Origin of the sequence: Bradyrhizobium sp. AZCC 1577 (assembly GCF_036924575.1) — a bacterium.
Classification (GTDB): Bacteria; Pseudomonadota; Alphaproteobacteria; order Rhizobiales; family Xanthobacteraceae; genus Bradyrhizobium.
The window spans coordinates 924,790-949,076 of record NZ_JAZHRQ010000001.1 but is presented as its reverse complement, the minus strand read 5'-3'; the positions used below and the strand labels follow the sequence as shown (position 1 = coordinate 949,076).

The window sequence follows — 24,287 nt, the reverse complement described above, 5'->3', positions numbered from 1 at the left end:
GCCGATTCGTTCGATGGCTGCATCCCAGATCGTTTCCCGCCGGACCGTTCCGCGCTCCGCCGATCGGCTCGATCGCGATCGTCAGGCCGCGCCGCAGGTGTTCGAGCGCCTGCGCGGCATGATCATTTCGCTGGAGCTGCCGCCGGGATCGCCGCTATCGCGCGCTGCGCTGGCCGGGCAATTCGGGGTGAGTTCGACACCGATCCGCGATGCGCTGATGCGGCTCGAGGAGGAAGGGCTGGTCGACGTCTTTCCGCAATATGCCACGGTGGTCAGCCGGGTCGACGTGCGGCTGGCGCAGCAGGCGCATTTCCTGCGGCAGGCGGTCGAGCTCGAAATTGTCCGCATGCTGGCAATGCGCCATGACGAAGCCTTGGCGGCCGAGCTCCATGCGACCATCGTCCGCCAACAGCAATTCGCGAAAGCCGGCGACTTCGAAAAATTCATGGCCGCCGACAACGAGTTCCATGCCCAGCTCTACGCCGCCACCGACAAGCAGGACATCTGGTCGCTGGTGCGCAGCCGCAGCGGACATATCGACCGGCTGCGCCGGTTGCATCTGCCCTCCCCCGGCAAGGCGCAGGATATCCTGCGCCATCACAAGCTGATTGCAAAAGCGATCGAGGCAGGCCAACCCGAAGAGGCGCAGAAGCACCTGCGTACCCATTTGTCGGGAACACTGAGCGAACTCGACCAAATTCGCTCGCGCTATCCGGAATATCTCAGCAACTGACTGCTGCGACATCGGGAATCACGCTCGCAGGCTTTTTTGACCGCCCAACCGGAACGTTCCTGCCGGGGGAGCAGTTGCGGCAATACGAGGATTCGGCAAAACTCGCAACCTGCGGTGACTTGATTCCAGCGGGGCCCGGAGAACCTTTCAATTTGGCAAAGATTCTCGTCGTGGATGACGATGTGGCGGTCCAGATGACCGTCCGCCTGCTGCTGGAGCGCGCCGGGCATAGCGTGGTCACCGCCGGTGACGGGCGACACGGCCTCGCATTGTGCCAGAGCGGCGATTTCGATTTGCTGTTCCTCGACATTTTTATGCCTGGAATGGACGGATTTGAAACCATGCGGATGGTTCGCCAGCAGCGGCCGCAAATGCCGACCATTGTCATCTCCGGCCGGCCGATCTCGCCCGAAGCGGAATCGGCGCCCGACTTCCTGACCATGGCGACCAAGCTCGGGGCGATTTCGAGTCTGCAGAAGCCGTTCCGGCCGGCCGACCTTCTGGCTGCCGTCACGGGCTGCCTGGAAGCCGTTGAACGTGGCTCGCCGCCACGCCCCGCGGTGTTGCGTCCTCCCCGTAATGCGCCATAGCATCCGATTCGTCCGGTGGATTGCTGGATTGGAGCGGGAGGGCGAGCGAACACCGACATGACGCTCACAACCAGGCTAGCCATCGCGATGATTGCGTTGGTCGCGATCGCGGTTACCGCGGTCGGATGGCTGAGCTATCACAACCTGGAACAGGCGCTCCTGCAGCGTGCCCGCGACCGCATCGAGACGCATTCACGGCAGCTTGCGACCGATCTGGAATATTACGCGGCGAGCGCGACCGGAGATGTTGCTGGCTTTCGCTCGGCGGTGGCGTTGCACGGACTGGTCCGCGCCCGCCAAGCGGGCGGCATCGATCCGGTCGATGGCGTCTCCGAAAAGATCTGGCGCGACCGGATAGCGTCACGTTTCGCTGCGGAACTTGAAGCCAAGCCGACATACGCGATGTTTCGAATTGTCGGCCTCGACGACGACGGCCGCGAGCTGGTCCGCGTCGATCGCAATGGACCGAACGGCACGGTTCGGATCGTCCCTGAAGCGGGCCTGCAGAAGCGAGGCGATCGCGGCTATTTCCAGGAAACGATCCGGCTCGGTCCTAAACAGCTCTACGTCTCGCCGCTCGATCTCGGCCGCTTCAACGGTCTGATCGAAGAGGTGCACCGGCCGACAGTCCGCGTCGCGACGCCGATTTTCACGACCGACGGCAAGCCGTTCGGAATTTTCATGATCAATGTCGACATGCGGCGCGCGTTCGACCGCATCAGGGCATCGGCGTGGCCGGGCGAGACGATCTACGTCGTCAACCGGCAGGGCGACTATCTCATTCACCCCGACCGGTCGCGCGAATTCGGCTTGTTGCTCGGCAAACCCAACGACTGGAAAGCTGACTTCCCGCATCTGGCGTCGCAGGCCGGAGCAAAACAAGGTAGCGCCGAAATCGTTGCGGACCAGGCTGGGCGGTCCAACGGTGTCGCGTTTGCTCCCGCCGTCCTGGCCGGTTCCGAATGGGTTGGGGTCATCGAGACCGCCCCGAACGCCGTGATCATGGCGCCGGCAGCAAGCATCCAAAATACCTCGTTTCTGGTCGGGGCGATCGCGGTGTTGTGCGCAGCAGTGCTGGCGCTGCTGATCGCGAGGTCGCTGGCCCGGCCGATCGTCCGGCTGACCGAAGCCGTTCAGGGCGTGGCTAAAGGGAAGGCGGCCATCCCGGTCGATGCGCGCGGCGAGACCGGCGTGCTCGCGCGGGCGTTTGCGCACGCGATCGAGGAGATCAATGCAAAAACCGCAGCGCTCCAACAGGAGGTCGAGGAGCATCGCCGCACCGTAGCTGCGCGCGATCATCACGCGGAACGGGAACGGCTGTTCAGCGCAGCGGTCGAATCCTCCAGTGACGCCATCGTCACGACGTCGCTCAATGGCACGATCACCGGCTGGAATTCGGCCGCGGAGCGGCTGTACGGGTACACGGCTGCGGAAACTGTGGGCAAGAGCATCACCCTTGTCGTTCCGATGGACCGGCTGCCCGAGTTGCATGACACGTTACGCCGGATCGGCTCGGGCGAACGCATCGAGCAACATGAAACCGTCCGCCTGAAAAAAGATGGCAGCCGGATCGAAGTGTCGCTCAGCGTCTCCCCGATCAAGGCCCCCTCGGGCGCGACCATCGGCATCTCGAAGGTGGCACGCGACATCACCGAAACCAACAAGACCAGGCAGGTGCTGCGGCAACAGACCGAAGAGCTTCGCCGCATCTTCGAGACCTCGCAGGATCTGATCATGGTGATGGATTCCCGAGGATTCCTGGTTCAGATCAGCCCGAGCTGCGAGGCCATATTAGGTTATCGGCCGGAAGAAATGATCGGACGCAGCGGCGAGGATTTCATCCACACCGACCACCTCGAGACCTCGCGTCGGGAAATGCGTGCAGCACGGCGCGGGCTGCGCCCGAAGATGTCCGATACCCGCTGCATTCACAAGGACGGACGAGAGGTGTGGTTGTCATGGCTCGGGACATGGTCCGAGCCGGTCAAGCGCTTCTTCTTCGTCGGCCGTGACATGACCGAGGGCCGGTTGGCGCAAGAGACGTTGCGCGAAAGCGAACAGCTCGCGCGCGGCATCATCGACACCGCGCTCGATGCCTTCGTGCAGATGGACGATCAGGGCATCGTCACCGACTGGAACTCGCAGGCGGAGAAGATATTCGGCTGGTCGCGCGCGGAGGCGATCGGCACCAAACTGAGCGAGCTGATCATTCCCGATGTCCATCGCGCCGCCCACAAGGTCGGCCTAGAGCGGTTTCTGCGCACCGGCGAGGCCGCCATCCTCGGCCGCCGCTTCGAAATCGAGGCGATGCGGCGAGATGGAAAGGAAATCAAGGTCGAGCTCAGCATTACCGCGCTTCGGCGACGCAATGGATTCGTGTTCAACGGCTTCATGCGCGACCTCACCGACAGGATCGCGGCCGAGGACAGGATCCGGCAGGCCGAGAAGATGGAGGCGATGGGACAGCTCACCGGCGGCATCGCGCACGATTTCAACAATATCCTGACGGTGATCACGGGAACGATCGAAATTCTGGCCGACGCCGTCAAGGGCGAACCGCAGCTTGCCGCCATCACGCGAATGATCGACGAGGCGGCCTCACGCGGCGCCGACCTCACCCAGCACCTGCTCGCCTTCGCGCGCAAGCAGCCGCTGGAGCCGAAGGTAACCGACGTCAATACGCTGATCATCGACACCGCGAAACTGCTACAGCGGACGCTCGGCGAGCATGTCGAGATCGAATCCGTGTTCGAAGACGAAACCTGCGCTGCGATCGTCGATCCCAATCAACTCGCCACCGCGATCCTCAATCTGGCCCTAAACGCCCGCGACGCGATGCCCGATGGCGGCAAGCTCATCATCGAAACCGGCTTCGTCATGCTCGACGACAATTATGCGAGGATGCACAGCGACGTCCGGCCCGGTCGCTACGCCATGATTGGGGTGAGCGATACCGGAACCGGCATTCCGACGGCGATGCTCGACAAGGTATTCAATCCGTTCTTCACCTCGAAGGGGCCCGGCAAAGGTACCGGCCTCGGGCTGAGCATGGTGTACGGCTTCATCAAACAATCGGCCGGCCACGTCATGATCTACAGCGAAGAAGGCCATGGCACGACGATCAAGATGTATCTGCCGCCGGCCACGGGCGCATTGCCGGCGGCCGAGGCTACACTGGCGCCGGCTGTCGAGGGCGGCCATGAAACAATTCTGGTAGTGGAGGACGACAAGCTGGTGCGCGACTATGTGCTGGCGCAACTGCATTCACTCGGTTACGTCACGCTGGATGCGGCGAACGCCACTGAAGCCCTCGCGTTGGTCCATACCGGCCGTCCGTTTGATCTGCTGTTCACCGACGTGATCATGCCCGGCATGAACGGCCGCCAGCTCGCCGACGAGATAGCGAAGGCCAGGCCCGGACTAAGGGTACTGTTCACCTCGGGCTATACCGAGAATGCCATCATTCATCACGGGCGACTCGACGAAGGCGTATTGCTGCTCGCCAAGCCCTATCGGAAATCGGATATGGCGATGATGATCCGCAAAGCGCTCGCCGATTGATCGCAACGGTGGCACCTGCATCCAGCGCAAGGCTACGGTGGATCCGGCCTGCGATCAGCCTTGACCAGCCTTGGATCAGATCTGGCCCTGTCGCTGGGTGGTCATCACGATGCGAACCAGATCGGCGGCATTCCGCGCGCCGAGTTTCTTCATGATATTGGCGCGGTGGTCCTCAATCGTGCGCGGGCTGATCCCGAGATGCCGCCCTGCTTCCTTGTTGGAAGCGCCGGCGGTGAACTGCTCCAGCACCTCGCGTTCGCGTCGCGTGAGCGGTTCCCGTCCCGGAAAATGCAGGGCCGCGATGCGCGACGACGTACTTTGCGCCTGCCGGCGAGCATAGGCCTCGATCGCCTCATCGAGTCTTGCCACGATTTCGCTGCCGCGAAACGGCTTTTCGATGAAGTCCAGCGCGCCGTTCTTGATGGCGCTGACCGCCATGGCGATATCGCCCTGCCCCGAGACCATGAAGATCGGTGCAGGGTAGTCCTCACCATGAAGCTCTTTCAGGATATCGAGGCCGGACTTACCGGGGATATGCACGTCGAGCAGGATGCAGGCTGGCGTCCGTGTTCGTGCAATCGCCAGCAGCGCGGCGCCGTCGGCGAAACAGATGACCTGATAGCCGGCTGCCGACAGCACCATCGAAAGCGTGTCGCGAACGGCTGGATCGTCATCGACTACGAAAATTTCCCCGCGGGAGGGGGCTTTTTCAGCCATGTTCCATCGTCCATGCGTGGTTGAATGTGACGCACACTCGGATAACGGTATTGAACTTCATACCGGACCGTATTTGTACGGGACCGCGGCATAACGCACAAGTAGCAACGCATCAACTTGGTCGAACACGTCCAGAACAGCCTGCGACTGATTGAACAAATGATTGGAAGTTTCGCCCGGCGCTCCCGAGAGTTCCATCAACGTCATCGTGCTTGACGACGTATCTCCCCGCTACACAAAGGCGGCAGGCACCGCCTATCGCGACCTCGGACAATACGGATCGAAACTGCTGACCAAATCGTCTGCGCTCTCCGGGGCCTTTGGCCCCGCAGAGCCATCCGCTTCAGCTCATCGCCTCTTCGGATTTTGACGACGCGCCTGACTTTTTCTTGCTGTGCTTGCCTCTCAGGAAGCGGATGTCCATTTCCGTGCCGTTGACACGAACGAGCTCGCACCGGCGATAGGCGAGGCCGGTCGACGACAGCAGCAGGAAGAACTCCTTGAGATTGAGGCCTTGAATGGAGCCTTCCACAGTCAGTTCGGCGTCGGTGTCCGAGATCGCGTTGAGCTGGCAGTCCCTGCGCCAGGTCCCGTCAATCGCCATGATGCAGACATCATAGCCGCGGCTGAATGTAACCCGCTCCGTGCCTTTGCCGTCCTCTGTCATCGCTCACCGTCCCGCCATTGCCGCGATTTTTGGCATTGCCGCTGCGCCCTGCGGAGATGCGGCACGCGCGCCGCTCGGCCGATAGAGGCCGCGCCTGTCCGGGAACGGCTTGAAGACATCAGTCAGGCCGACGACCGTTTCCGCCGCGCCCAGCACCAGGAAGCCATCGCCTTCCATTGTCTTGGCGAGGCGGCCAAAGATATTGATCTTGGTCTCCTGATCGAAATAGATCAGGACGTTCCGGCAGAAGATGACGTCGAAGGTGCCGAACTGGGAGAAATCGTGCAGCAGATTGAGCTGGCGATGCTGCACCATGCCGCGCAGTTCCGGACTGATCTGCCACAGTTCGCCGTTCTGCTTGAAATATTTGACGAGAAGCTGAATCGGAAGGCCGCGCTGGACCTCGAACTGGCTGTAGACGCCCGACTTCGATTTTTCGAGCACTTCCTGCGACAGGTCGGTCGCGATGATCTCGATCCGCCAGCCGGCAAGCGCCGCGCCCATTTCCTTCAGCGACATGGCAAGCGAATACGGCTCCTGGCCGGTCGAGCCGGCGGCACACCATATCCTGATGCTCCTGCGGCCGGCGCGCGCCTTCAACAGCTCCGGCATAATCGTATCGCGGAAGTGTTCGAAGGGCACCTTGTCGCGAAAGAAGAAGGTCTCGTTGGTGGTCATGGCCTCGACCACCTGGACGGTGATCGATGACGATCCGCCCTTCATTTTCTGCACGAGTTCGCCGATGCCCGACACACCGCATTTGCGCGAGAGCGGAAGCAGGCGGCTTTCGATCAGGTATTGCTTGTCTGCGGACAGGTCGAGACCGGAATGATCCTTCAGGAGCTTACGCAGATACTCATAGTCTGGCGGGGTCACGGGAGCCTCTCAAGGACAAGCGATAAGATTTAGATCGGGCTCTGTTCCGGGAGCGCGACCAGGCCGACTTCCTGGAATTTTGCCGCGACGATGTCCTTGTCGAACGGCTTCATGATGTATTCATTGGCGCCGGCATGCAGCGCACGAGAAATATGATCCATGCCGTTCTCGGTGGTGCAGAACACCACCTTGGGCGCGTCGCCGCCGGGCAGGCGGCGCAGATGGCCGAGGAATTCGTAGCCGTCCATGACCGGCATATTCCAGTCGAGCAGAACTGCCGTGGGCATGGCATTCTTGCAGGCTTCAAGCGCCTGCTCGCCGTCCTCGGCTTCAGTAATTTGGAAGTCCAGCTCTTCCAGGATGCGGCGCGCGATCTTTCGCACGACGCTGGAGTCATCGACGACAAGACAGGTTTTCATCTCGGCCTCCTTGCTTGACGAGCGCTACGCTGCGAGGGTTGTTTTCGGTATGATTTCGAGAACGCGATCGACGTCGAGGACGACCATGAGCTGGCCGTCGAGGCGGTGCACGCCGCCGGCGAGCTTGGCGAAGCGGGGGTCGAGGTTGACGGGGTTTTCCTCGCGGCCATTGTCGGGCAGCCGCAGCACCTCGCCGATCTGGTCGATCAACAGGCCGTAGGACTCGCCGCGCAAGTCGACGCCGACCGCCATCGGCGGCTTGCCGTCGTCGTTCTTCGGCAAGCCGAGCCGGGCGCGCATGTCGACCACGGTGACGATGCGGCCGCGCAGGTTGAGCACGCCGGCGATCTCGGCGGAGGACAGCGGCACCCGCGTCAGCCGTTCCGGCATGAACACGTCCTGGACGCGGGAGATCGGCAGGCCGAACAATTGCCCGCCGATCACGGCGGTGACGTATTCGGCCACGGTGCCCTCGATGGTCTCGGTCTTGGTTGTCATGGTCTGTTACCGTTCTCTCGTTTTGAGCATGATCATTTCGGAAAACCGGTTCCCACTTTTCCGGATCATGCTCTAGGCCGCGCGCCGGGTCTCGGCGGTCTGTTCCTTCAGCGCCGCGATCAGGCCGGGGCGGTCGAACTTGGCGACGTAGTCGTGGAAGCCGGCCTGCCGGCCGCGCTCGATCGCCGCCGGCGACACCAGCGAGGACAGCGCGATGATCGGCAGCGTGCCCAGATTGTTGTCGGCGCGGATGACTTCCGCGAACTCGAAGCCGTTCATGTCGGGCATCTCGATGTCGGTCAGCACCACGTCGAAGGTCTGGCCCGAGCGCAGCGCCGAGAGCCCCTCCTGGGCGTTGACGGCGACCCGCACCTTGTAGCCGGCGGCTTTCAAGACCGGCGCCAGCATGTTGCGGAAGAAGGCGGAGTCGTCGACCAGCAGCACCGATTGCGCGGTCGAGGAGGCCCGCATCTCCTTGCGCGAGAACCAGTCGGCAAACGCCATCGGCAGGAAGTGGCCGACGTCGATCACCTCGGTGGCCTGGCCCTTGATCACGGCGGAACCCAGAATGCCGTCCTGCTGGCCGGCGACCTCGATGTGCAGCCGCTCCTCGACGATGTCGATGATCTCGTCGACCACGAGCCCCATCGAGCGGCCGTCGTCGGCGAACACCAGGATCGGCTGCGAGCCGGTGCTCTGGACCGTGACGCCGGCCATCTGCACCAGCGGCATGAGCTGGTCGCGGTACTGCACCATGTAGCGGCCGTTGGAGAGCTCGATCTTGTCGGTGGCGATCTCTTCCAGCCGGGTGACGAGGCCGAGCGGCACCGCCTTGGGCTGCGAGGAGCCGGCGCGGAACACGAGCAGCGAGGTGAGCTGCTCGCCGGACATGGCATGCGCCGCGGAGGCTTCGTCGGCCATCTCATGGGCCGAGGCGCCGGAGGCGCCGAGCGCCTTGGCAATGCCGTTGGGGTCGATGATCATGATCACGGCGCCATCGCCCAGAATGGTGTTGCCGGAGAACATGTCGATGTGCCGCAGCTTGGTCGACATCGGCTTGACCACGATTTCTTCGGTGTGGAACACGCCGTCGACCACGATGCCGAAGGTCTGGCTGCCGACCTGCGTCACCACGATGAAGCCGTTCTCGGGGTCGCTGGACGAGCCGTCGTCGATCTTCAGCAGCTTCTTCAGGTGCATCAGCGGCAACAGCTTGTTGCGCAACCGCAAGACCGCGGTGTCCTTGATGCGCTCGATGCGGTGTTCGGAGTTGGCGCGGGCGCGCACCAGCTCGACCACCGACAATTGCGGGATCGCAAAGCGGTCGCCGGCGGCTTCCACGATCAGGGCCGAGACGATCGCCAGGGTCAGCGGGATCTTGATGGTGACGGAAGAACCTTCGCCGGCCACGCTCTTGATGTCGATGGTGCCGCCGATCTGGTCGATATTGGTGCGCACCACGTCCATGCCGACCCCGCGGCCGGAGACCGAGGTGACGGCGGCGGCGGTGGAGAAGCCCGGCGCGAAGATGAACTTGTGGATCTGGGCTTCGGTCATCTTCTCCAGTTCGGCCTCGGTGACGAGACCGTTCTGCAGCGCTTTGGCCTTGATCCGCTCGGTGTTCAGCCCGCGGCCATTGTCCGCGATGCAGATGATGATGTGGCCGCCCTCGTGATAGGCGGAGAGCCGAATCGTGCCCTGCTCGCCCTTGCCGGCGGCGAGCCGCTCCGCCGGGGTCTCCAGGCCATGGTCGGCGGAGTTGCGCACCATGTGCGTCAACGGATCCTTGATCAAATCGAGCACCTGGCGGTCGAGCTCGGTGTCGGCGCCGTGCATCTCGAGCTCGATCTGCTTGCCGAGTTCGCCCGAGAGGTCGCGCACGATGCGCGGCAGCTTCTGCCAGGCATTGCCGATCGGCTGCATCCGCGTCTTCATGACGCCTTCCTGCAGCTCGGCGGTGACGTTGGAGAGCCGCTGCAGCGGCACCTTGAACTCGGTGTCCTCGTTGCGGCGGGAGATTTCCAGGAGCTGGTTGCGGGTCAAGACCAGCTCGGAGACCATCGTCATCAGATGTTCGAGGGTGTCGACGTTGACGCGGATCGACTGGTTGGCGATCTTGTCGGCGACCTCGCCGTCGGCATCCATGGCAACCGGCTTGCGGGCCGGCTTTGCCTTCGTTTCCTTCGCAGCTTCCTTGGCTTCCTTGGCTTCCTTAACCTCCGGCGCCGGCGCAGCCTTGGCAACAGGTGCCGGCGCGGCTTCGGTCGCGGTCTCGCGGAAGGCGCGCTCGAGGTCGTCGAGCGAGACTTCGCCCGGACGCAACGGGCGTTCCAGCACCTGCTCGACCAGCGTGCCCTTGGTCATCGCGGGCGCAACCGGCGGTGCCGCCACGACAGGCGCGGGCGCGGGTTCAGGCGGCGCTTCCGCCGCATGGTGACCGCCTTCGGCCATCGCATGCAGCTTCTCGATCAGGTCTTCGTCGGTGCCCTCGGGCTCGGTCTCGGTGGCTTCCAGGCCTGCGAGGATTTCCTTGATGCGGTCGATGCTCGACAGGATCAGCGTCACGGCTTCGGCCTTGACCGGCATGCCGTCGCGGAATTTGCCCATCAAGGTCTCGCCGGCATGGGCCAGTGCTTCCAGCCGCGGCAGTCCCAGAAAGCCGCAGGTGCCCTTGATGGTGTGGACCAGGCGGAAGATGTTATCCAGAATCTTCGCGTCGCTCGGGTCCTGCTCGAACCGCACCAACTGATTGTCGACCGTATCCAGGCTCTCGCTGGTCTCCGTCAGGAACTCCCGCAACAGATCATCCATATGAGCACGCCCTCTAAATCAGATACTGGCCTTCTGTAGAAATAACCCTCGGGTTTTCACGGCTGCGTTAATTTCATCGTCCGTGCTAATACGGATATGGTGAATAATTTCGTGAGCTGTGCGTTTGCGGTGATGCGACTGCGCGATCGAGAGACGATCGACGACGCGCATCTCGTGCGGGATGACAAATATTGAACGCTCATAAAAAAACGGCGGGGAGATCCCCGCCGTTTTGATCTTGTATTTGCCGCTTATTAGCGGAGCAACTGCAGCACGCTCTGCTGGCTCTGGTTGGCCAGCGCCAGCGCGGACACCGCGATCGACTGGCGGGTCGACAGCGCCTGGCTGTTCGCCGCTTCCTCGTTGGTGTCGGCCAGCGTCAGGTTCGACGAGCCGGTCTGCAGCACGTTGATCAGGTTCTTCGAGAAGTCCTGACGGATCTGCACGATCGACAGGTTCGAACCCAAGGCAGAAGCCTGGGAGCGCAGCAGGGTCGAGGCCGAACTCAGGTTGGCAATGACCTTGTTGGTGGCGGAGTTGTCGATGAAGTCGACGCCGCTCGTCAGGTTCGCCAGACCGAGACCGGCGGCATCGAAGTTGACGCCGGTGATGCTCAGGGTCGACTTGCCGGTTTCGTTGAACGTCAGCTTGAGCTGATCGCCGCCGAGCAGGTTGACGCCGTTGAACGACGCGTCCGCTGCGGTGGTGGTGATCTGGGCCAGGATGCCATTGAACTGGTTGACCAGACCGCTGCGAACCGTCTGCGCGGCATTATCGACGACGGGAGCCGACGCGGTGGTGAAGCTGATCGCGCTGGTGAGCGTGCCGCCGATAGCACCACCCGATGTCACCGAACCGATGGTGGTCGACGCATAGTCGTTGGTGGCGGAGATCGTCAGCTTGCCGGTCGAGTCCAGCGTCGCGCTGAGGTTGTTAGCCAGCAGCGCGGCGTTGAGCTGGTCGAGCGTCTTGACCGTGCCGTTGCTGCCGTCGCCGAAGGTGACGTTGACCGCCGTGCCGCCGTTGAAGGAGGTGAAGGACAAGGTCTTCCCGGCGACGCCGCCAGCGAGAGCAGTACGGGTGGCCTCGAAGCTCGTAGCCGTGCCCTGGTTGCCGCCGAGGCCGAGCGCGGAGAGCGCATTGCCCGTGCCGGTGATGTTGAGGTCCGAGGCAGTGCCGGTGCTGATCTGCAGCTGGCCGTTGGCGGCGATCGAGGAGGCTGTCACACCTTGTGCGGTCGACAGCGTCGCGGTGCCGCCTGCGTTGACGGTCGTCTTGACGCCGGTCGCCAGGTCGATGGCGTTTAGCACGTCAGAGATCGCCGCGCCCTGCAGGTAGACGGTCGAGTTACCGGCGCCATCGGTCACGATGTTGCCGCTGACGCCGGAGCCGGCCGGGACGGCCGCTGCGGCAGGCGCCTTCGCCGACGTAAAGGTGATGGTCCTGCCGTTGACGTTGAGCGTCGAGCCGTCCTGCACCAGGTTGGCCGTCGTGTTCGAGCTGGTCACGCTGCCCACCGTGACGGTGCCGGTGCTGGAACCGGTCGCGCTGGTCAAGCCGAAGAACTTCAGAATGTCGTTGGCGCCGGTGATAGTGGTGGTGCCGCCGCCTGTGGACGAGATCGCCAGTTCGCCTGCCGCGGTGACGCTGCTGGCCTGGGTGTTCGAAGCCGTCGTATATGCCGCCACACCGGCGGTGTTGACTGAGGTCTTGACGCCACTGGCAAGGTCGATCGCGTTCAGGATGTCGCCAACGGTCGTGGCGCTGGTCGCGGCGGCGCCGAGATGAACGGTCGAATTGCCGTTGCCGTCGTTCACGACGTTGCCGAGCACACCCGAACCGGCGGGGAGAGTGGCGGCAGCGGGGGTAGCCGTTGCCGAGAACGTAATCGTCTTGCCATTAACGGTGATGCTCTTGCCGGCCAGGCCGGTCGCCGCAACGGTATCAGCAAGGGCGTCCGACGCAACGGCGGAAGTCGCAGCAATCACGGTCGCGGAGGTGATCGCGGCCGGCGTCGAGTTGTTGTTCAGCTTAACACCGAACGCAGTCGATCCGCCGACACCGCCGATCAGAGCTGTAGAGCCTGCTGCAGTGGTGCCACCCGCGGCACCAGTATAGAGCACGTTGCTGCTCGCGGTCGCATTGGTGTAGCTGTTGGTGCCGCGCAGGTCGGTGGCGGTGGCGCCGGCGATCGTCGCCGACACGTTCGACTTGGTGGAGTAACCAACCGCGCTCTGCAGCGCCTGGTTGGCGATCGACTTTGCGGTATCGACCAGCTTCTGCAGCGAGGTGATGCCGGTGTTGGCGGCCTGCAGCACCTGCACGCCGTTGCCGATGCCGTCGAGGAGGTTGTTGATGTCACCGGCGCGCGAATCGAGCGACTGCGCGGTGAAGAAGTTCGTGGGATTGTCGAGGGCCGTGTTGACCTTCTTGCCGGTGGCAAGGCGGTTCTGCGTGGTGGCGAGCAGATCAGCGGTCGACTGGAGGGAGAGGAGGTTCTGGCGAACCGACGCGGAGAGGACAATGCCTGACATGTCTATTTCCTTCTGGTTTCGAAGCCATTTCTTTGGCCATGCCAGCAATACAGAGCGAGATTTAACAATGCCTCAACTTGGCGGCTCTGATTTGCAGCAATCGGACACTGAACTGCCGATGGTTAAAGCTGAGCTAAGCAGCAAACCGTAAAAGTACGGTTAAGTGGCCGTGACCGCGGCTTGCAAAAATTCTGGCGATTGCTGCGGAGAGAAATTCGCCGGCCGCTAGTTCGACTGGGCGATGCCGCCGAAACGGGAGCGGGCTTCGGCGAGACATTCGTTGACGACCGCCAGCAGCGCGCCCGGCGTGAACGGCTTGCGCAGGCAGCGCGTGGCACCGAGCTCGAGCGCCATGCGCAAGAAGTCCGGCGCCGGCGAGTCGAGATTGGCAAAGGCGTATCCCGACATCGCAACGAGCGGGATCGTCGGCGCGCGCTCGTGAAAAATCCTGATCGATTCGAAGCCGCGCATGTGCGGCATGAAGATATCGACGAGCATCAGGTCGAAGCCGGAATCTTCCAGCGCACGGAGCCCGGCTTCGCCGCCATCGGCTACCGTCACCTCAAAGCCGTGACGTTCGAGATAGACCTCGATGGCCGAGCAGACCATGGGATCGTCATCGACCACCAAGATGCGACGCATGATCCATCTCCCTCGCGGCGTAGGACGCGCTCCGTCCACCGGCGGTTCCACAAAGGGAACCTCTCGGCTGATCGTGCGGCAGTTTTATCTTGCGAATCAGTGCACTACCGCATCTCCGTCGAAAACAGGCCACTCTGTCTGCCCTCTACAGTGTATAAGGTCGGTTCCACAACCTGGGCTGATCCGGATTGGGAATTTGTAGCTCGCCTGCCAGGGCAACTCGCGCGGCCGCTGCTTCGAAGATGTTCGCAAGGTTGCCGGCGACGAGGTCGCATCGCCGTGCTTGCATCGCGAAGCGTCGGAGCGGTTAAAGCCCACCTGGCCGAGCCGATGCGCCGGCGCCATCGATCCACGTTTGCCAGTTTTTCTTGCCAATATAATGTGCGAGGATCATCCTGCAGTTCGGACTGTACGCAGCAGACGCCAGAGACCGGCTTGGCCGTAAGGCAGGAGACTGCTTTGGATTCAGCTCCTCGTTCTCCGAATGGATTCTTGTCCTCGCTGACCGCGGATGATTTCGAATTGATCCGCCCGCATCTGCGCGCCGCCGATCTCAGCCAGGAGATGGTGCTGGTCGAAGTCGACGAAACGCTCAAGCGTGCGTACCTTCCGCACAAGGGCGTCATCTCGCTGGTCGTGAAGCTCGCGCGCGGCGAGCACGTCCAGATCGCGATGATCGGCCGCGACAGCATCTTCGGTGCATTCGCCGCCCTCGGCGACGCCGTGGCGTTGAACACCGCCGTGGTGCTGGTGCCGGGCGCGGCCTCGACGATCGATCTCGACCAGCTTCGTGCTGCCGCCGACCAGAGCGCGACGTTGCGTACCGCACTGACGCGGCACGGCCTCGCCGTCTATGCGCAAATCCAGCAGACCGCCGGCTGCAATGCCTCGCACACGGTGGAATCCCGGCTGGCGCGATGCCTGTTGCATACACGCGACCTCTCCGGCAGCGACAAGCTGGTCCTGACCCAGGAAGCGATGGCCCAGATGATCGGCGCACGCCGCAACAGCGTTTCGCTGGTGGCCCATACGCTGCAGCAAGCGGACTTCATCCACTACAGCCGCGGGCATATCGAAATCACCAACGTGGACGGCCTGATCAAGACGTCCTGCGAATGCTACGCGACGGTCAGGGCGCAGTACACGAGGCTGCTGCATCCGCGCATCCACAGCGCGGCCGCGTAATCGCTTCCTGCGATCGACCGCGGCCGCAGCCCGATCTGCGATACGCACCGCATCGCCGTTGCGCGCGAAGATTGCGGTGACCCTCTACTTCACCGTATTACTACGGCCAATCGCGGCTTCTGCGACGTTTCAGTCCCACGGGGGATTAACGCGCTGTTCAACGAGCCCTGATAGTTGTCACGGTGCTGACGGGTGCGGGTTCGAGACTCTTTCGCGTGCAACGCGCATTCACCTGTGTTCGGCGGCATATTGTTTGCTTGTTTGCGCGGAGTACGAACATGGCTTTTGATCTGTCGATGCCGATCCTGGTGGTCGATGACTACAGCACCATGATCCGCATCATCCGCAACCTTCTCAAGCAGCTCGGGTTCGAGAATGTCGACGAGGCCAGCGATGGATCGGCTGCGCTCGCCAAGATGCAGACCAAGCGATACGGCCTCGTGATCTCCGACTGGAACATGGAGCCGATGACCGGCTACGACCTGCTCAGGGAAGTCCGCGCCAGCCCGGAATTCTCCAAGACGCCCTTCATCATGATCACCGCTGAATCCAAGACCGAAAACGTGATCGCCGCGAAGAAGGCCGGCGTCAACAATTACATCGTCAAGCCGTTCAACGCCGCAACGCTGAAGACCAAGATGGAAGCGGTGTTTCCCGACGCAGCCGGCTGACACCATCCCGGAAGAGCGCGCTGCACACCGCAGACGCGCAGTTAGCCGTACTTCTACGGTTTGAGATTTTCACCTCCGGATAACGTTGACTGAGGATAGTTGCGTGGACCAAGGGAGTGCCCTCATGTTCACGTTTGAAACGAGCGATCAGAAAGAAGTGCGGCGTCTCCGTATCGCCCAGTTCAATGGCAGGACTGCAACCGTGCATTCGGCCGGATCGGCGGTCACCGGCCACGTTCGATCGATCGTGGCAAGCAAGTCGAGCGTTCCGGCGGCGTGGACCATCACGATCATCCCGGAAGAGCCCAAGCCGACGCGCTCGCCGCGCCCCGCGGCGCGCAGCCGCTCCTTGATGGAAGATTTTTGCTGAACGGCAGAACGGCCCGATCGCGCAGAATCGCAAGCCCCGATTCCGGCAGCGCAAAACCGCGCCGCTCAGCCGCGCATCGCAAGCTTCGCTTCGGGATAGATCAGGCGGGCTGCAGCAGCGCCTTGCGAACCAGATCCGCGGTGTTGCGGGCGCCAAGCTTGCGCATGGCCTCGGCGCGATGGCTCTCGAATGTTCTTGGGCTGATATTCATCCGCAAGGCGCCTTGCTTGTTGGAGCAACCTTCGCTGATCAGGCTCAGCACCTCGCGCTCGCGCCTGGTCAGAGGCTTCTGGCCTGACCCCGGGGCCAACATCAGGCCCGGCCTGCGGGCGCCATCCGCGGAGCGGCCGGGCTGGCCCTCGCCCGCCTGCTTGCGAACGGGGTCGGACACCGGATGATTGTCCGACATCTGCTTCACCAGAGCGCAGACGCGCTCGGTTTGCTGAAGCGCGTTCTCCACCACCTGTTGCAGGTAGAGCCGGTTGCCGGATCCCTGCGAAAGCTGGTGGCTGTGCTGCTTGATCTCATTCATGTAGAGCAGCAGCGCTGTCAGCGGCCCGTTCAATTGCCGGGCGATCGCCGCTCCCGCCTCTTCCGCGGCACGCGAGCGCGCGGCGGATAGCTGCACGATCTCAGGATTCTCTTCGAGAGGTGTGACGTTTTCCATCCACTTCGTGAAGTGCGAATCAGCGGCGCGATGATCTTGTCCCGACATATAACTATTTTATCGGTTCCACCCTCTTTCATGGTTAACTTCTTAACCGGTAAGAATACGGAGAAGTCCGCCAGCCCGTCTCGCCGCCGGACTAAATCGGGCTAAAATCATTCGAAATCAGGTGTCTTCAGCCGAAATACATGCTCCGAACATAAAAGCCGTTGCACGCCAGCCCCGTATTTTAACGGTGAGCGCATTTGCTTTGTTAATAGACCTCCGCCGGTTCTCGGTGTGATTTCCTGTCGGCGCCCCAAGCCGGCGTCTCCCTTCCCCCTCGACGCCCGTTGCGCGCGACGGCTTGCTCGCGGCATCGCCCTGATTACATGCGCCGGCAGCCCCGCAATGATCGAGGCCCAAATCATCCCGCAACGAATCCAAAAAGGGAGACCGCGATGTCGCAGGCAAGGGATTATGGATGGCGATGGCCGTGCTGGCCGGCGTCCTGACGTTCAGCTCGGGCGTGGCGGCGCAAAACCCACCGGCAGCGGCGGAGAACGCCCCGCCGACGGCCGACAACGCCGTGATGCTCACCGTATTCCTCAAACATGACCAGTCGCGGCCCCTGAGCGAACTCAACGCGCAGCTTCAGCGGCAGGGATACTACAAGGCTTTCCCGCCTGACGGCGTCGAAGTCGTGAGCTGGTATGTCATGATGGGGATCGGACAGGTGGTCACACTGCGGCTGCCGGCGTCGCGATTGCGCGAGGTCAACCGCATCCTCGAGAACACGGCCTGGGGCAGTTACCGCACCGAGTTCTATCCGACCTACGATTACAAGGCGATCGGCACCGCAGCGCACGAGAAGGCGCAGTAGGCTTGAGGTCAGCCGAGCCTGGAGATCTGCTCCTCGGTCACGACGCGCTCGACATTCTCGGATTTGCTCCTGATGCGATAGCGCGGGCGGCCGTCGGCTTCGATCGGCAGGCAGGAAACGATGGTGTAGACGCTTCGTTCCTTCGCCACGGCGCGGCCCTGCGGCCCCTGCTGCTGGTGATGAACGTCGTCGTTGATCGCGAAATTATGGGCCATCGTCGGTCTTTCCGCTGAAAAAGCGCTTGTAGTCTCAACGGCCTGGCAACGCAACACCTTGTGCGCCTGATGTGCTTCGGATTTCGGGGTCCACCGCGTCAGGCCGTCAGGAGCGCCTTTCGCTTGCCGACGCGCGCGATCGATTTCTCGATCGCCGAACCGGACAAGGTTCCCTCGCGCAGGCTGTCTGCGATGTATTCGGCAATCCCGGCCATCTGCTGTTCCTGATCGAACAAATTGTTGCCGATGCAGAGCATGTCCATGCCGGCTTTGAGCGATTGCAGGCTGGCTTCCCGCGTGCCCAACGCCTTCTGCAATCCCTGCATCTGCATGTCGTCGGTGATCAAGAGCGTATCCGGAAGGCGCTTGCGCAAGCGGCCAAGCCCCGCCGCGGACAGCGTCATCGGGCAATGTTCGTCCCATTGTCTGACGATGGCGTGGCTGACCAGCACCGCATCGCCGAACATTGCTGGCGCAAGCGAATAGAATAGCTCTTCCTGCTCCCCGCGAAGGGTTTTGGAGATATCCATGAATTCCTGATGCGAATCCACCACCGCGCCGCCGATGCCAGGGAAATGCTTCAGGCACAGGCCGATGCGCTGCGCCCGCGCCACCTCGCTTGCCAGCAACGCATTGGCTTCCACCTCGGCGATGTCGGCGGAGTAGGAACGCTTGATCCTGCCGATATTGGGGTTGTCGGGATTGTAGTCGACGTCGATGACCGGCGCGAAATCATAGTGGATGCCGAGCCGCCGCATCTCGGCAAAGCTCGTGGTGAGGATCGCGTGCTTTTGATCCGATGCGAGGAGATTGAATTCCCTCGCACTGGGAAGCGGCGCAAACCCGCGGTTTTCCTTCAGCCGCCGCACCAATCCACCTTCCTGGTCGATGAACACCATCGGCCGCGACGGCAGCGCGGAAATCTCCGCGCAAAGGCGTTGCACCTGTTCAGGCGATTCAATGTTGTTGTCGTATTCTCGCGTCCGGCAGGAATAATCGAACAGGATCACCCCGCCGAGACCGTAGCGGGCCGCAAATTCCTTCAGCCAATTGGGAACGATCTTGCCGAAGAAGCCGAGAATGAAGAGTTCGCCGATGGGCATGCTGGCAGCTCCAAGAGCAATCCTGCCAATACTGCGTCCTGAAGTCGACCATCTTGGTCGCAATTGCACCAACGCAGTTACGTTAGGGACCACGCCTTAGGTTCCAGCCGCGGCTAGCTGGATATGTGATGGGTCGCACATTTGTCAGCGCGCGAATGGGCTAGGCTTTTGGTCGCGAGAGGTGCTGTGCCAGGCGCGGCTTGGGCGCTTCTGGGGCGAAAGACACAAGCTGAAGGCGTGTACGCAATGTGGCGCATTCTGAATTTCCCATCGATCAATCCAGTCTCAACCCGCTCATGTCGGCCGGGCGTTCGTGACGCGATTTCGAGGCCCATGAAGCGAGCCGTCGTCGTTATGGCTTGCTGCCTCGCTGTGCTGACGGCCCCCCACGCCGCACTTGCCGACGCCGCGTCCGACCGGGACATGGCCACTCGCTACGAGCAGGCGGCGCAAGCAGGCGATGATGAGGCCCAGTTCTATCTCGGGGCGCTCTATTCGTCAGGCGTCGGTCGTCCGCGCAGCGACCAGGAGGCATTTCGCTGGTTCTCGCGCGCGGCCGATCAGGGACATGCCCACGCCATGCTGATCGTTGCCGGCCTCTACGCGAGCGGGCGCGGCGTAGCGAAGGAAAATGTGAAGGCCTATTCCTGGGCCCACATCGTCGCCTCCGCCAGCAAGCTCGACGAGGACCGCAACGGTGCGCGGCAACTGATGTCCCTTCTCATGAAGAAGATGACGAGCGACGAGATCGGCCGTGCCGTGGTGGCCGCAAGAGAATGGCGCGCCGTTCGGGTTGCTGGCGCGCCAAAGGACTCCGTCAAGGCTTCCGACAAGGCGTCGAAAATCGAAAGAGCACTAGACAGCCCGGACCAACCCGCGCCGGCCGCGCCCCCACCTGCACCCGCCGTCGTGCAGCCAGCGCCCGCCGCCACGCCGTCGCCTGCTATCCCGCAGCCGGCGCCATCCAACACCACGGTATTGCAGGCATCTCCCAAGGCCACGTCGGCAGCTCCAATGAAGAATGCAAGGAAAGAAGATGTTCGTGATCTGCTCGACCAGGTTCCATCGGGCCTGCGCAAGCGGTTTGGCTTCTAGGTCAGGGGACGCGCCATGAAATTGCAGCATATGATCGCAACCGGCATTCTGGCCGTCGCCACGGCAGGGGTTGGCTATTACGCCTATCCCCACTTGCTTCGTGCACCGTTGGTGACCACCAGCATTGCGGGCCTCGCGCCGGTTTCCGAAGCGGTTTACGGAACCGGCACCGTCGAGCCCGAGCGCTGGGCCAAAGTAGTGCCGCTGCAGCGCCGCCGGCTGGTCGAGCTTTGCAGATGCGAGGGACAGGTGGTGAAGGCCGGCCAGGTCCTCGGTCGCCAGGACGACGCCGAGGAGCGCAGCGCGCTGGATCAGATGGAAATCAATCGCGGCCAGCTCGAACGCGATCTGGCGCGCGCCGAGAAGGATCGCGACAAGAGCGACGCCGCGCGCACTGACTACGAGCAGCGCTGGACCAAGCTCGAGGAAACAAAATCGCGGATCGCCGCGCAGAAGGTACGGCTCGACTCGCTGCTGCTGAGAGCTCCGCTCGACGGCATGGTGCTGCGGCGCGACGGCGAGGTCGGCGAGATCGCCGGCCCCACCGATGTCTTGTTCTGGGTTGGACCGCCTGCGCCGATGCAGGTCGTTGCCGAAATCAATGAGGAGGAAATCAACCGCATCGCGACCGGCCAGAAGGCTTTTCTGCGAAGCGAAGCTTTCCCCGGAAGGGCCCTGCGAGCCACGGTCTCCCAGATCACGCCAAAGGGCGACCCGACCCGCAAAACCTTCCGCGTCTATCTGCGGCTGCCGCAGGACACGCCGCTGCGAATTGGCATGTCGGCCGAGGTCAATATCATCTTCCGCGAGAAGCAGGCGGCCATTGTCGTACCGGCGGAGGCCGTCGCAGCCGGTTCGGTTCAGATGGTCGATGACGGCCGGATCAAACGTGTGCCGGTGACGGTCGGCATCCGTGGCAACCGCAACATCGAGATCCTCGGCGACATATCCAAGGGCACCTCGGTGCTTTCGCCCGCCCGCACGGATCTCGCCGAGGGCGCCAGGATTCGCATCGACAGCAACTCGGCCAAAGTTGTGGAGCCGGCGCCCACGAGTGAACCGACCGATCAGCCAGCCGGGACACCCGAATCTGTCGCGGTAGCTTCGGCCACCACAGCTCCTTCGGATCCCGATGATGCGGTGATCTCGGCAGCCATGACCGCCCACATCGATTCCGTCGTCAACGACGCCCGTCGCAACCTCATCAGCAACAGCCGGTAAGTGCCGTGAAGCTTCTGTTCAACATCGCATGGACCCATGTCAGCGCCCGGGTACGCCAGACTCTGGTGGGTATGGCCGGCGTCGCCATGGGGGTCGGCTTCACCATCATGATGGCCGGCCTGATGCAGGGCTCGCAGATCGATTTCCTGCGGCAGCTCGTCGACACCATGCCGCACATCACGGTCGATGATGAACGGCGCTCCGTGCCGACGCAACCCGCAGAGCAGGAATATGCAGCGGTCCAAATGGCCGACATCGCCAATGTCGGCAAGCGTCCCGGCATCAAATATCCGGAATCGGTGATGACTTCGCTGCGCTCCTGGATACCCGGCGACGTGACGCCCTCGGTGACGACCAGCGCGATCATCGATCATGGCGGCGCCCGCATCGGCATCACCTTGACCGGCATCGACCCCCGCCGTGAGATCCAGGTCTCGAAACTCGGCTCGCAGATGCGCGAGGGAAAGCTCGACGATCTTTCACGCGCGCCGAACGGCATCATCGTCGGCGAGGCGCTCGCCGAAAAACTCGGCGTGAAAACCGGCAACACTGTCCTCCTGGTCGGCGGCCAGGGCACCCGGCTGAATTCGACGGTGGCCGGGCTGTTTCGCTCCGGCTTGAAGCGCGTCGATGAGAGCCAGATCTATTCGCTGGCCGGGACGGCGCAGCTCATGATGGGGCAAAGCGGGGTCGTCAACCAGTTGCGGCTGCGGTTGAACGATCCGATGTCGGCGCAAAAGGTTGCCGCCCAGGTCGAAGCGCAAACCGGTTACAAGTCGGTGTCCTGGCAGGAAGCCAACGCCGACTTGCTGTCGACCTTTACCGTGCGTGATTTCATCGTGCTCACGGTGATGGGAGCGATGCTGCTGACATCGTCCTTTGCCACCTACAACATCATCTCGACGATCACGCACGAGAAGCGTCAGGACATCGCGATCATGAAATCGCTGGGCATGCGCGAGTATGCAGTGCGGCGGATCTTCATCATCGAATCCATCATTATCGGCGTGGTCGGCATCCTGTTCGGGTGGATCCTCGGTTACCTGCTCTGCTACGGCTGGTCGAAGATCACGATCTTCAATCCGCTGACCGGCACGACCGTTCCGCTGCAAATCTATTACTCTGCGATGCACTATGTGGTCGCCGGCGGCATTTCGCTGCTCTGCTGCGCAGGCGCGGCCTATTTCCCGGCACGCAAGGCAACGCGCGTGCATCCAGTCGACATCATCCGGGGGGCATCATGACCGAAGTCGCTTTGCAAGCAGTGGAGCTGGTTCGCCGCATCGAAGGCGTCGTTTCGCACACCCTCGTCAACGGCATTGATCTTGCGGTGAACAAAGGCGAATTCGTCGCCATTACCGGGCCGTCGGGATCGGGCAAATCGTCGCTGCTCTATCTCCTGGGCCTGCTCGATGCTCCCAGCGAAGGCGAGATCATGATCTGCGGCCAGCCGACCTCGAAATTGTCGGAGACGGAGCGAGCCGACGTTCGCCTGACCAAATGCGGTTTTGTGTTCCAGTTTCATTTCCTGCTGCCGGAGTTCACCTCGCTCGACAATGTGCTGCTGCCGATGCGCGCAGCCGGCAGGATGACCGAAAGCGAGATGCGCGAGCGCGGCCTTGCGCTGCTGGGCTCGCTTGGGCTTGGCGAGCACGCCAACAAGCGTCCCAACCAGCTCTCCGGCGGCCAGCGCCAGCGCGTCGCGATCGCCCGCGCGCTTGCCAACCGCCCCGAGATCATCGTCGCCGACGAGCCGACAGGCGCCCTCGACACGGCGTCCACGGAACAGGTGTTTTCGATCCTTCGCGACATCGCCGACCAGGGCCAGACCGTGGTCGTCGTAACCCACGATCCAGCGCTCGCCGCCCGCGCCGACCGCCGCATCCACATCGTCGACGGCAAGGTTGCGGAGATCATCGGACGGGGTGAAGGCGGGCTGGTGTGCGAGATGGCGAGTTAGTCGGAGGCAGCCCACCGTCGCGGCTCCGTCGCCATGGTACGGCCAGCTTCAGCCTGGCTCGTTGCGCCGAAGAGCAAGCGAAGGAGGGTAGCGGACCGAGGGATTCTCAAGCTCCTCTTCGGATGAAACGCTCGCTATCGAGTCGTTGCACGTCCAGGCGGAGATAGTGCCTGCGACCATCAACCTTGATCCAATTCCCCGGTCCACCGATCTCGTCCCTTCCAATATGGGCATCGGGGGCAAGATTCGCCCATCGGATAATCGATCCCTTCTTCGTGAGGACAGCCCATGATTCCATCCGCCATCGCTACCGACCGCGCCGAATGCTGGCGCAAATACGCGGTGATCTCGGCGAGAATAGTCTTGTCCGTCCGCACATCGCCGGCTTCCGAAAACCACCGGTGCAGTTTGGGCTCGGCTCCTTCCTGCGGAATGACAGAAACGGCAACTTTCGAAGCGCGCTGGTTGTCAGGACCATAGAAGGCGATCGTGCCGACGGGATAGCCGCGCATGCCTTGCTTGGCTTTCTTTCGGAGCCATTTGTCCGGCTGCGGTCCAATCTTCATTGCCGCTCCGTGCATTCGGCTCGGACAATTTGCTTGGAAAGAACCAGCGCGCTGGCGGAGAGGGAGGGATTCGAACCCCCGATAGGCTTGCACCTATGCCGCATTTCGAGTGCGGTGCATTCAACCACTCTGCCACCTCTCCAGGCGCCAAGGCGGGCCGGATTCGGCCCTGCGGTCGGGGCGTGTTCTAGGCGAGGAAGCCGGGGCAGACAAGGCGCAGGGTGGAGAAATTCGCCAAAAGCGGCCCAGTCGGCTGTTGGAAAAGAGGTGGGACCGCCAGACGCGACAAAAACTGACGGTCCCGTGCCGCTGCTTTGAAATCCT

At 62.5% G+C, this 24,287-nt stretch carries 24 protein-coding genes and 1 tRNA gene; 12 read left to right on the top strand and 13 right to left on the bottom strand.

What is annotated here, in order from left to right; translation table 11 throughout:
- Positions 1 to 13: 13 nt before the first annotated feature.
- From V1278_RS04475 to V1278_RS04465, 3 genes are all read left to right on the top strand, one after another.
- Positions 14 to 733, top strand: coding sequence for a GntR family transcriptional regulator (locus V1278_RS04475; protein WP_334365542.1), 720 nt, complete (start codon positions 14 to 16; stop codon positions 731 to 733).
- A gap of 152 nt (positions 734 to 885) precedes the next feature.
- Complete coding sequence (locus tag V1278_RS04470) at positions 886 to 1,323, top strand: response regulator (RefSeq protein ID WP_334379816.1); 438 nt, start codon at positions 886 to 888, stop codon at positions 1,321 to 1,323.
- A gap of 57 nt (positions 1,324 to 1,380) precedes the next feature.
- Positions 1,381 to 4,884: a PAS domain S-box protein gene (locus V1278_RS04465; protein WP_334379815.1), complete on the top strand. Its 3,504-nt coding sequence runs from the start codon at positions 1,381 to 1,383 to the stop codon at positions 4,882 to 4,884.
- A gap of 75 nt (positions 4,885 to 4,959) precedes the next feature.
- On the opposite strand, the gene V1278_RS04460 is transcribed toward V1278_RS04465, so the two are convergent.
- The 7 genes from V1278_RS04460 to V1278_RS04430 all read right to left on the bottom strand — a co-directional run bounded on the left by V1278_RS04460 (position 4,960) and on the right by V1278_RS04430 (position 13,406).
- Positions 4,960 to 5,601, bottom strand: a complete 642-nt coding sequence (locus V1278_RS04460; protein WP_057841383.1) for a response regulator transcription factor — start codon at positions 5,599 to 5,601, stop codon at positions 4,960 to 4,962.
- Between the two features lie 343 nt (positions 5,602 to 5,944).
- The gene (locus V1278_RS04455; protein ID WP_334365545.1) at positions 5,945 to 6,268 is read right to left on the bottom strand and encodes a PilZ domain-containing protein; all 324 of its coding nucleotides are present in this window, start codon (positions 6,266 to 6,268) and stop codon (positions 5,945 to 5,947) included.
- Between the two features lie 3 nt (positions 6,269 to 6,271).
- On the bottom strand, positions 6,272 to 7,144 hold the full coding sequence (locus V1278_RS04450) for a CheR family methyltransferase (protein WP_334379814.1): 873 nt from the start codon (positions 7,142 to 7,144) through the stop codon (positions 6,272 to 6,274).
- Positions 7,145 to 7,173: 29 nt separating this feature from the next.
- Positions 7,174 to 7,563, bottom strand: a complete 390-nt coding sequence (locus tag V1278_RS04445; RefSeq protein WP_334379813.1) for a response regulator — start codon at positions 7,561 to 7,563, stop codon at positions 7,174 to 7,176.
- 24 nt (positions 7,564 to 7,587) lie between these two features.
- Complete coding sequence (locus V1278_RS04440; protein ID WP_334372052.1) at positions 7,588 to 8,061, bottom strand: chemotaxis protein CheW; 474 nt, start codon at positions 8,059 to 8,061, stop codon at positions 7,588 to 7,590.
- Between the two features lie 72 nt (positions 8,062 to 8,133).
- Positions 8,134 to 10,872, bottom strand: a complete 2,739-nt coding sequence (locus V1278_RS04435) for a hybrid sensor histidine kinase/response regulator (protein WP_334379812.1) — start codon at positions 10,870 to 10,872, stop codon at positions 8,134 to 8,136.
- A gap of 254 nt (positions 10,873 to 11,126) precedes the next feature.
- Positions 11,127 to 13,406, bottom strand: coding sequence for a DUF1522 domain-containing protein (locus V1278_RS04430; protein ID WP_334379811.1), 2,280 nt, complete (start codon positions 13,404 to 13,406; stop codon positions 11,127 to 11,129).
- Between V1278_RS04430 and V1278_RS04425 the strand changes: the two genes are divergently transcribed.
- Complete coding sequence (locus V1278_RS04425; RefSeq protein ID WP_334365551.1) at positions 13,396 to 13,557, top strand: hypothetical protein; 162 nt, start codon at positions 13,396 to 13,398, stop codon at positions 13,555 to 13,557. The genes V1278_RS04430 and V1278_RS04425 overlap by 11 nt on opposite strands.
- Before the next feature lie 74 nt (positions 13,558 to 13,631).
- Here V1278_RS04425 and V1278_RS04420 read toward each other — a convergent pair whose 3' ends face one another.
- On the bottom strand, positions 13,632 to 14,048 hold the full coding sequence (locus V1278_RS04420; protein WP_334379810.1) for a response regulator: 417 nt from the start codon (positions 14,046 to 14,048) through the stop codon (positions 13,632 to 13,634).
- A 459-nt stretch (positions 14,049 to 14,507) separates the two neighbouring features.
- On the opposite strand from V1278_RS04420, the gene V1278_RS04415 reads away from it, so the two are divergent.
- The 3 genes from V1278_RS04415 (at position 14,508) to V1278_RS04405 (ending at position 16,274) form a co-directional block, all read left to right on the top strand.
- Positions 14,508 to 15,233, top strand: a complete 726-nt coding sequence (locus V1278_RS04415; RefSeq protein ID WP_334365553.1) for a Crp/Fnr family transcriptional regulator — start codon at positions 14,508 to 14,510, stop codon at positions 15,231 to 15,233.
- Between the two features lie 278 nt (positions 15,234 to 15,511).
- Positions 15,512 to 15,904, top strand: a complete 393-nt coding sequence (locus V1278_RS04410; protein WP_028348548.1) for a response regulator — start codon at positions 15,512 to 15,514, stop codon at positions 15,902 to 15,904.
- Between the two features lie 124 nt (positions 15,905 to 16,028).
- Positions 16,029 to 16,274, top strand: a complete 246-nt coding sequence (locus tag V1278_RS04405) for a hypothetical protein (RefSeq protein WP_334365554.1) — start codon at positions 16,029 to 16,031, stop codon at positions 16,272 to 16,274.
- A gap of 100 nt (positions 16,275 to 16,374) precedes the next feature.
- Here V1278_RS04405 and V1278_RS04400 read toward each other — a convergent pair whose 3' ends face one another.
- Positions 16,375 to 16,941: a response regulator transcription factor gene (locus tag V1278_RS04400; protein ID WP_442893689.1), complete on the bottom strand. Its 567-nt coding sequence runs from the start codon at positions 16,939 to 16,941 to the stop codon at positions 16,375 to 16,377.
- A gap of 463 nt (positions 16,942 to 17,404) precedes the next feature.
- On the opposite strand from V1278_RS04400, the gene V1278_RS04395 reads away from it, so the two are divergent.
- Entirely contained in the window at positions 17,405 to 17,803 is a 399-nt protein-coding gene (locus V1278_RS04395) for a hypothetical protein (protein ID WP_334379808.1), read from the top strand.
- A gap of 8 nt (positions 17,804 to 17,811) precedes the next feature.
- Here V1278_RS04395 and V1278_RS04390 read toward each other — a convergent pair whose 3' ends face one another.
- Both V1278_RS04390 and V1278_RS04385 read right to left on the bottom strand, forming a co-directional pair.
- Positions 17,812 to 18,018, bottom strand: a complete 207-nt coding sequence (locus V1278_RS04390; protein ID WP_028348539.1) for a hypothetical protein — start codon at positions 18,016 to 18,018, stop codon at positions 17,812 to 17,814.
- Positions 18,019 to 18,116: 98 nt separating this feature from the next.
- Positions 18,117 to 19,121, bottom strand: coding sequence for a glycoside hydrolase family 3 N-terminal domain-containing protein (locus V1278_RS04385; protein ID WP_334379807.1), 1,005 nt, complete (start codon positions 19,119 to 19,121; stop codon positions 18,117 to 18,119).
- A 333-nt stretch (positions 19,122 to 19,454) separates the two neighbouring features.
- Here V1278_RS04385 and V1278_RS04380 point away from each other — a divergent pair, with 333 nt between their 5' ends.
- From V1278_RS04380 to V1278_RS04365, 4 genes are read left to right on the top strand one after another with little or no spacing between them, the layout of a single operon-like run.
- Complete coding sequence (locus tag V1278_RS04380) at positions 19,455 to 20,216, top strand: tetratricopeptide repeat protein (protein WP_334379806.1); 762 nt, start codon at positions 19,455 to 19,457, stop codon at positions 20,214 to 20,216.
- Between the two features lie 15 nt (positions 20,217 to 20,231).
- Positions 20,232 to 21,437: an efflux RND transporter periplasmic adaptor subunit gene (locus V1278_RS04375; protein WP_334379805.1), complete on the top strand. Its 1,206-nt coding sequence runs from the start codon at positions 20,232 to 20,234 to the stop codon at positions 21,435 to 21,437.
- A 5-nt stretch (positions 21,438 to 21,442) separates the two neighbouring features.
- Positions 21,443 to 22,681, top strand: coding sequence for an ABC transporter permease (locus V1278_RS04370; RefSeq protein ID WP_334379804.1), 1,239 nt, complete (start codon positions 21,443 to 21,445; stop codon positions 22,679 to 22,681).
- Positions 22,678 to 23,397: an ABC transporter ATP-binding protein gene (locus V1278_RS04365; protein ID WP_334379803.1), complete on the top strand. Its 720-nt coding sequence runs from the start codon at positions 22,678 to 22,680 to the stop codon at positions 23,395 to 23,397. Before V1278_RS04370 ends, V1278_RS04365 begins: the two co-directional genes overlap by 4 nt.
- A 179-nt stretch (positions 23,398 to 23,576) precedes the next feature.
- Here the strand turns inward: V1278_RS04365 and V1278_RS04360 are convergent, their stop codons facing one another.
- Positions 23,577 to 23,963 carry a hypothetical protein gene (locus V1278_RS04360; protein WP_334365566.1) on the bottom strand — a complete coding sequence of 129 codons (387 nt, stop codon included), beginning with the start codon at positions 23,961 to 23,963 and terminating at the stop codon, positions 23,577 to 23,579.
- 52 nt (positions 23,964 to 24,015) lie between these two features.
- Positions 24,016 to 24,105: transfer RNA gene (locus V1278_RS04355), tRNA-Ser, on the bottom strand.
- Positions 24,106 to 24,287 lie beyond the last annotated feature (182 nt).

What these genes read in the sequence shown, in the direction of transcription:
- V1278_RS04475 (WP_334365542.1), top strand. Translation starts at nt 14, where the DNA reads ATGGCTGCATCCCAGATCGTTTCCCGCCGGACCGTTCCGCGCTCCGCC.
- V1278_RS04465 (WP_334379815.1), top strand. Translation starts at nt 1,381, where the DNA reads ATGACGCTCACAACCAGGCTAGCCATCGCGATGATTGCGTTGGTCGCG.
- V1278_RS04460 (WP_057841383.1), bottom strand. Translation starts at nt 5,601, where the DNA reads ATGGCTGAAAAAGCCCCCTCCCGCGGGGAAATTTTCGTAGTCGATGAC.
- V1278_RS04455 (WP_334365545.1), bottom strand. Translation starts at nt 6,268, where the DNA reads ATGACAGAGGACGGCAAAGGCACGGAGCGGGTTACATTCAGCCGCGGC.
- V1278_RS04445 (WP_334379813.1), bottom strand. Translation starts at nt 7,563, where the DNA reads ATGAAAACCTGTCTTGTCGTCGATGACTCCAGCGTCGTGCGAAAGATC.
- V1278_RS04440 (WP_334372052.1), bottom strand. Translation starts at nt 8,061, where the DNA reads ATGACAACCAAGACCGAGACCATCGAGGGCACCGTGGCCGAATACGTC.
- V1278_RS04435 (WP_334379812.1), bottom strand. Translation starts at nt 10,872, where the DNA reads ATGGATGATCTGTTGCGGGAGTTCCTGACGGAGACCAGCGAGAGCCTG.
- V1278_RS04425 (WP_334365551.1), top strand. Translation starts at nt 13,396, where the DNA reads ATGCCTGACATGTCTATTTCCTTCTGGTTTCGAAGCCATTTCTTTGGC.
- V1278_RS04430 (WP_334379811.1), bottom strand. Translation starts at nt 13,406, where the DNA reads ATGTCAGGCATTGTCCTCTCCGCGTCGGTTCGCCAGAACCTCCTCTCC.
- V1278_RS04420 (WP_334379810.1), bottom strand. Translation starts at nt 14,048, where the DNA reads ATGCGTCGCATCTTGGTGGTCGATGACGATCCCATGGTCTGCTCGGCC.
- V1278_RS04410 (WP_028348548.1), top strand. Translation starts at nt 15,512, where the DNA reads ATGGCTTTTGATCTGTCGATGCCGATCCTGGTGGTCGATGACTACAGC.
- V1278_RS04405 (WP_334365554.1), top strand. Translation starts at nt 16,029, where the DNA reads ATGTTCACGTTTGAAACGAGCGATCAGAAAGAAGTGCGGCGTCTCCGT.
- V1278_RS04400 (WP_442893689.1), bottom strand. Translation starts at nt 16,941, where the DNA reads ATGGAAAACGTCACACCTCTCGAAGAGAATCCTGAGATCGTGCAGCTA.
- V1278_RS04395 (WP_334379808.1), top strand. Translation starts at nt 17,405, where the DNA reads ATGGCGATGGCCGTGCTGGCCGGCGTCCTGACGTTCAGCTCGGGCGTG.
- V1278_RS04390 (WP_028348539.1), bottom strand. Translation starts at nt 18,018, where the DNA reads ATGGCCCATAATTTCGCGATCAACGACGACGTTCATCACCAGCAGCAG.
- V1278_RS04385 (WP_334379807.1), bottom strand. Translation starts at nt 19,121, where the DNA reads ATGCCCATCGGCGAACTCTTCATTCTCGGCTTCTTCGGCAAGATCGTT.
- V1278_RS04380 (WP_334379806.1), top strand. Translation starts at nt 19,455, where the DNA reads ATGAAGCGAGCCGTCGTCGTTATGGCTTGCTGCCTCGCTGTGCTGACG.
- V1278_RS04375 (WP_334379805.1), top strand. Translation starts at nt 20,232, where the DNA reads ATGAAATTGCAGCATATGATCGCAACCGGCATTCTGGCCGTCGCCACG.
- V1278_RS04365 (WP_334379803.1), top strand. Translation starts at nt 22,678, where the DNA reads ATGACCGAAGTCGCTTTGCAAGCAGTGGAGCTGGTTCGCCGCATCGAA.
- V1278_RS04360 (WP_334365566.1), bottom strand. Translation starts at nt 23,963, where the DNA reads ATGAAGATTGGACCGCAGCCGGACAAATGGCTCCGAAAGAAAGCCAAG.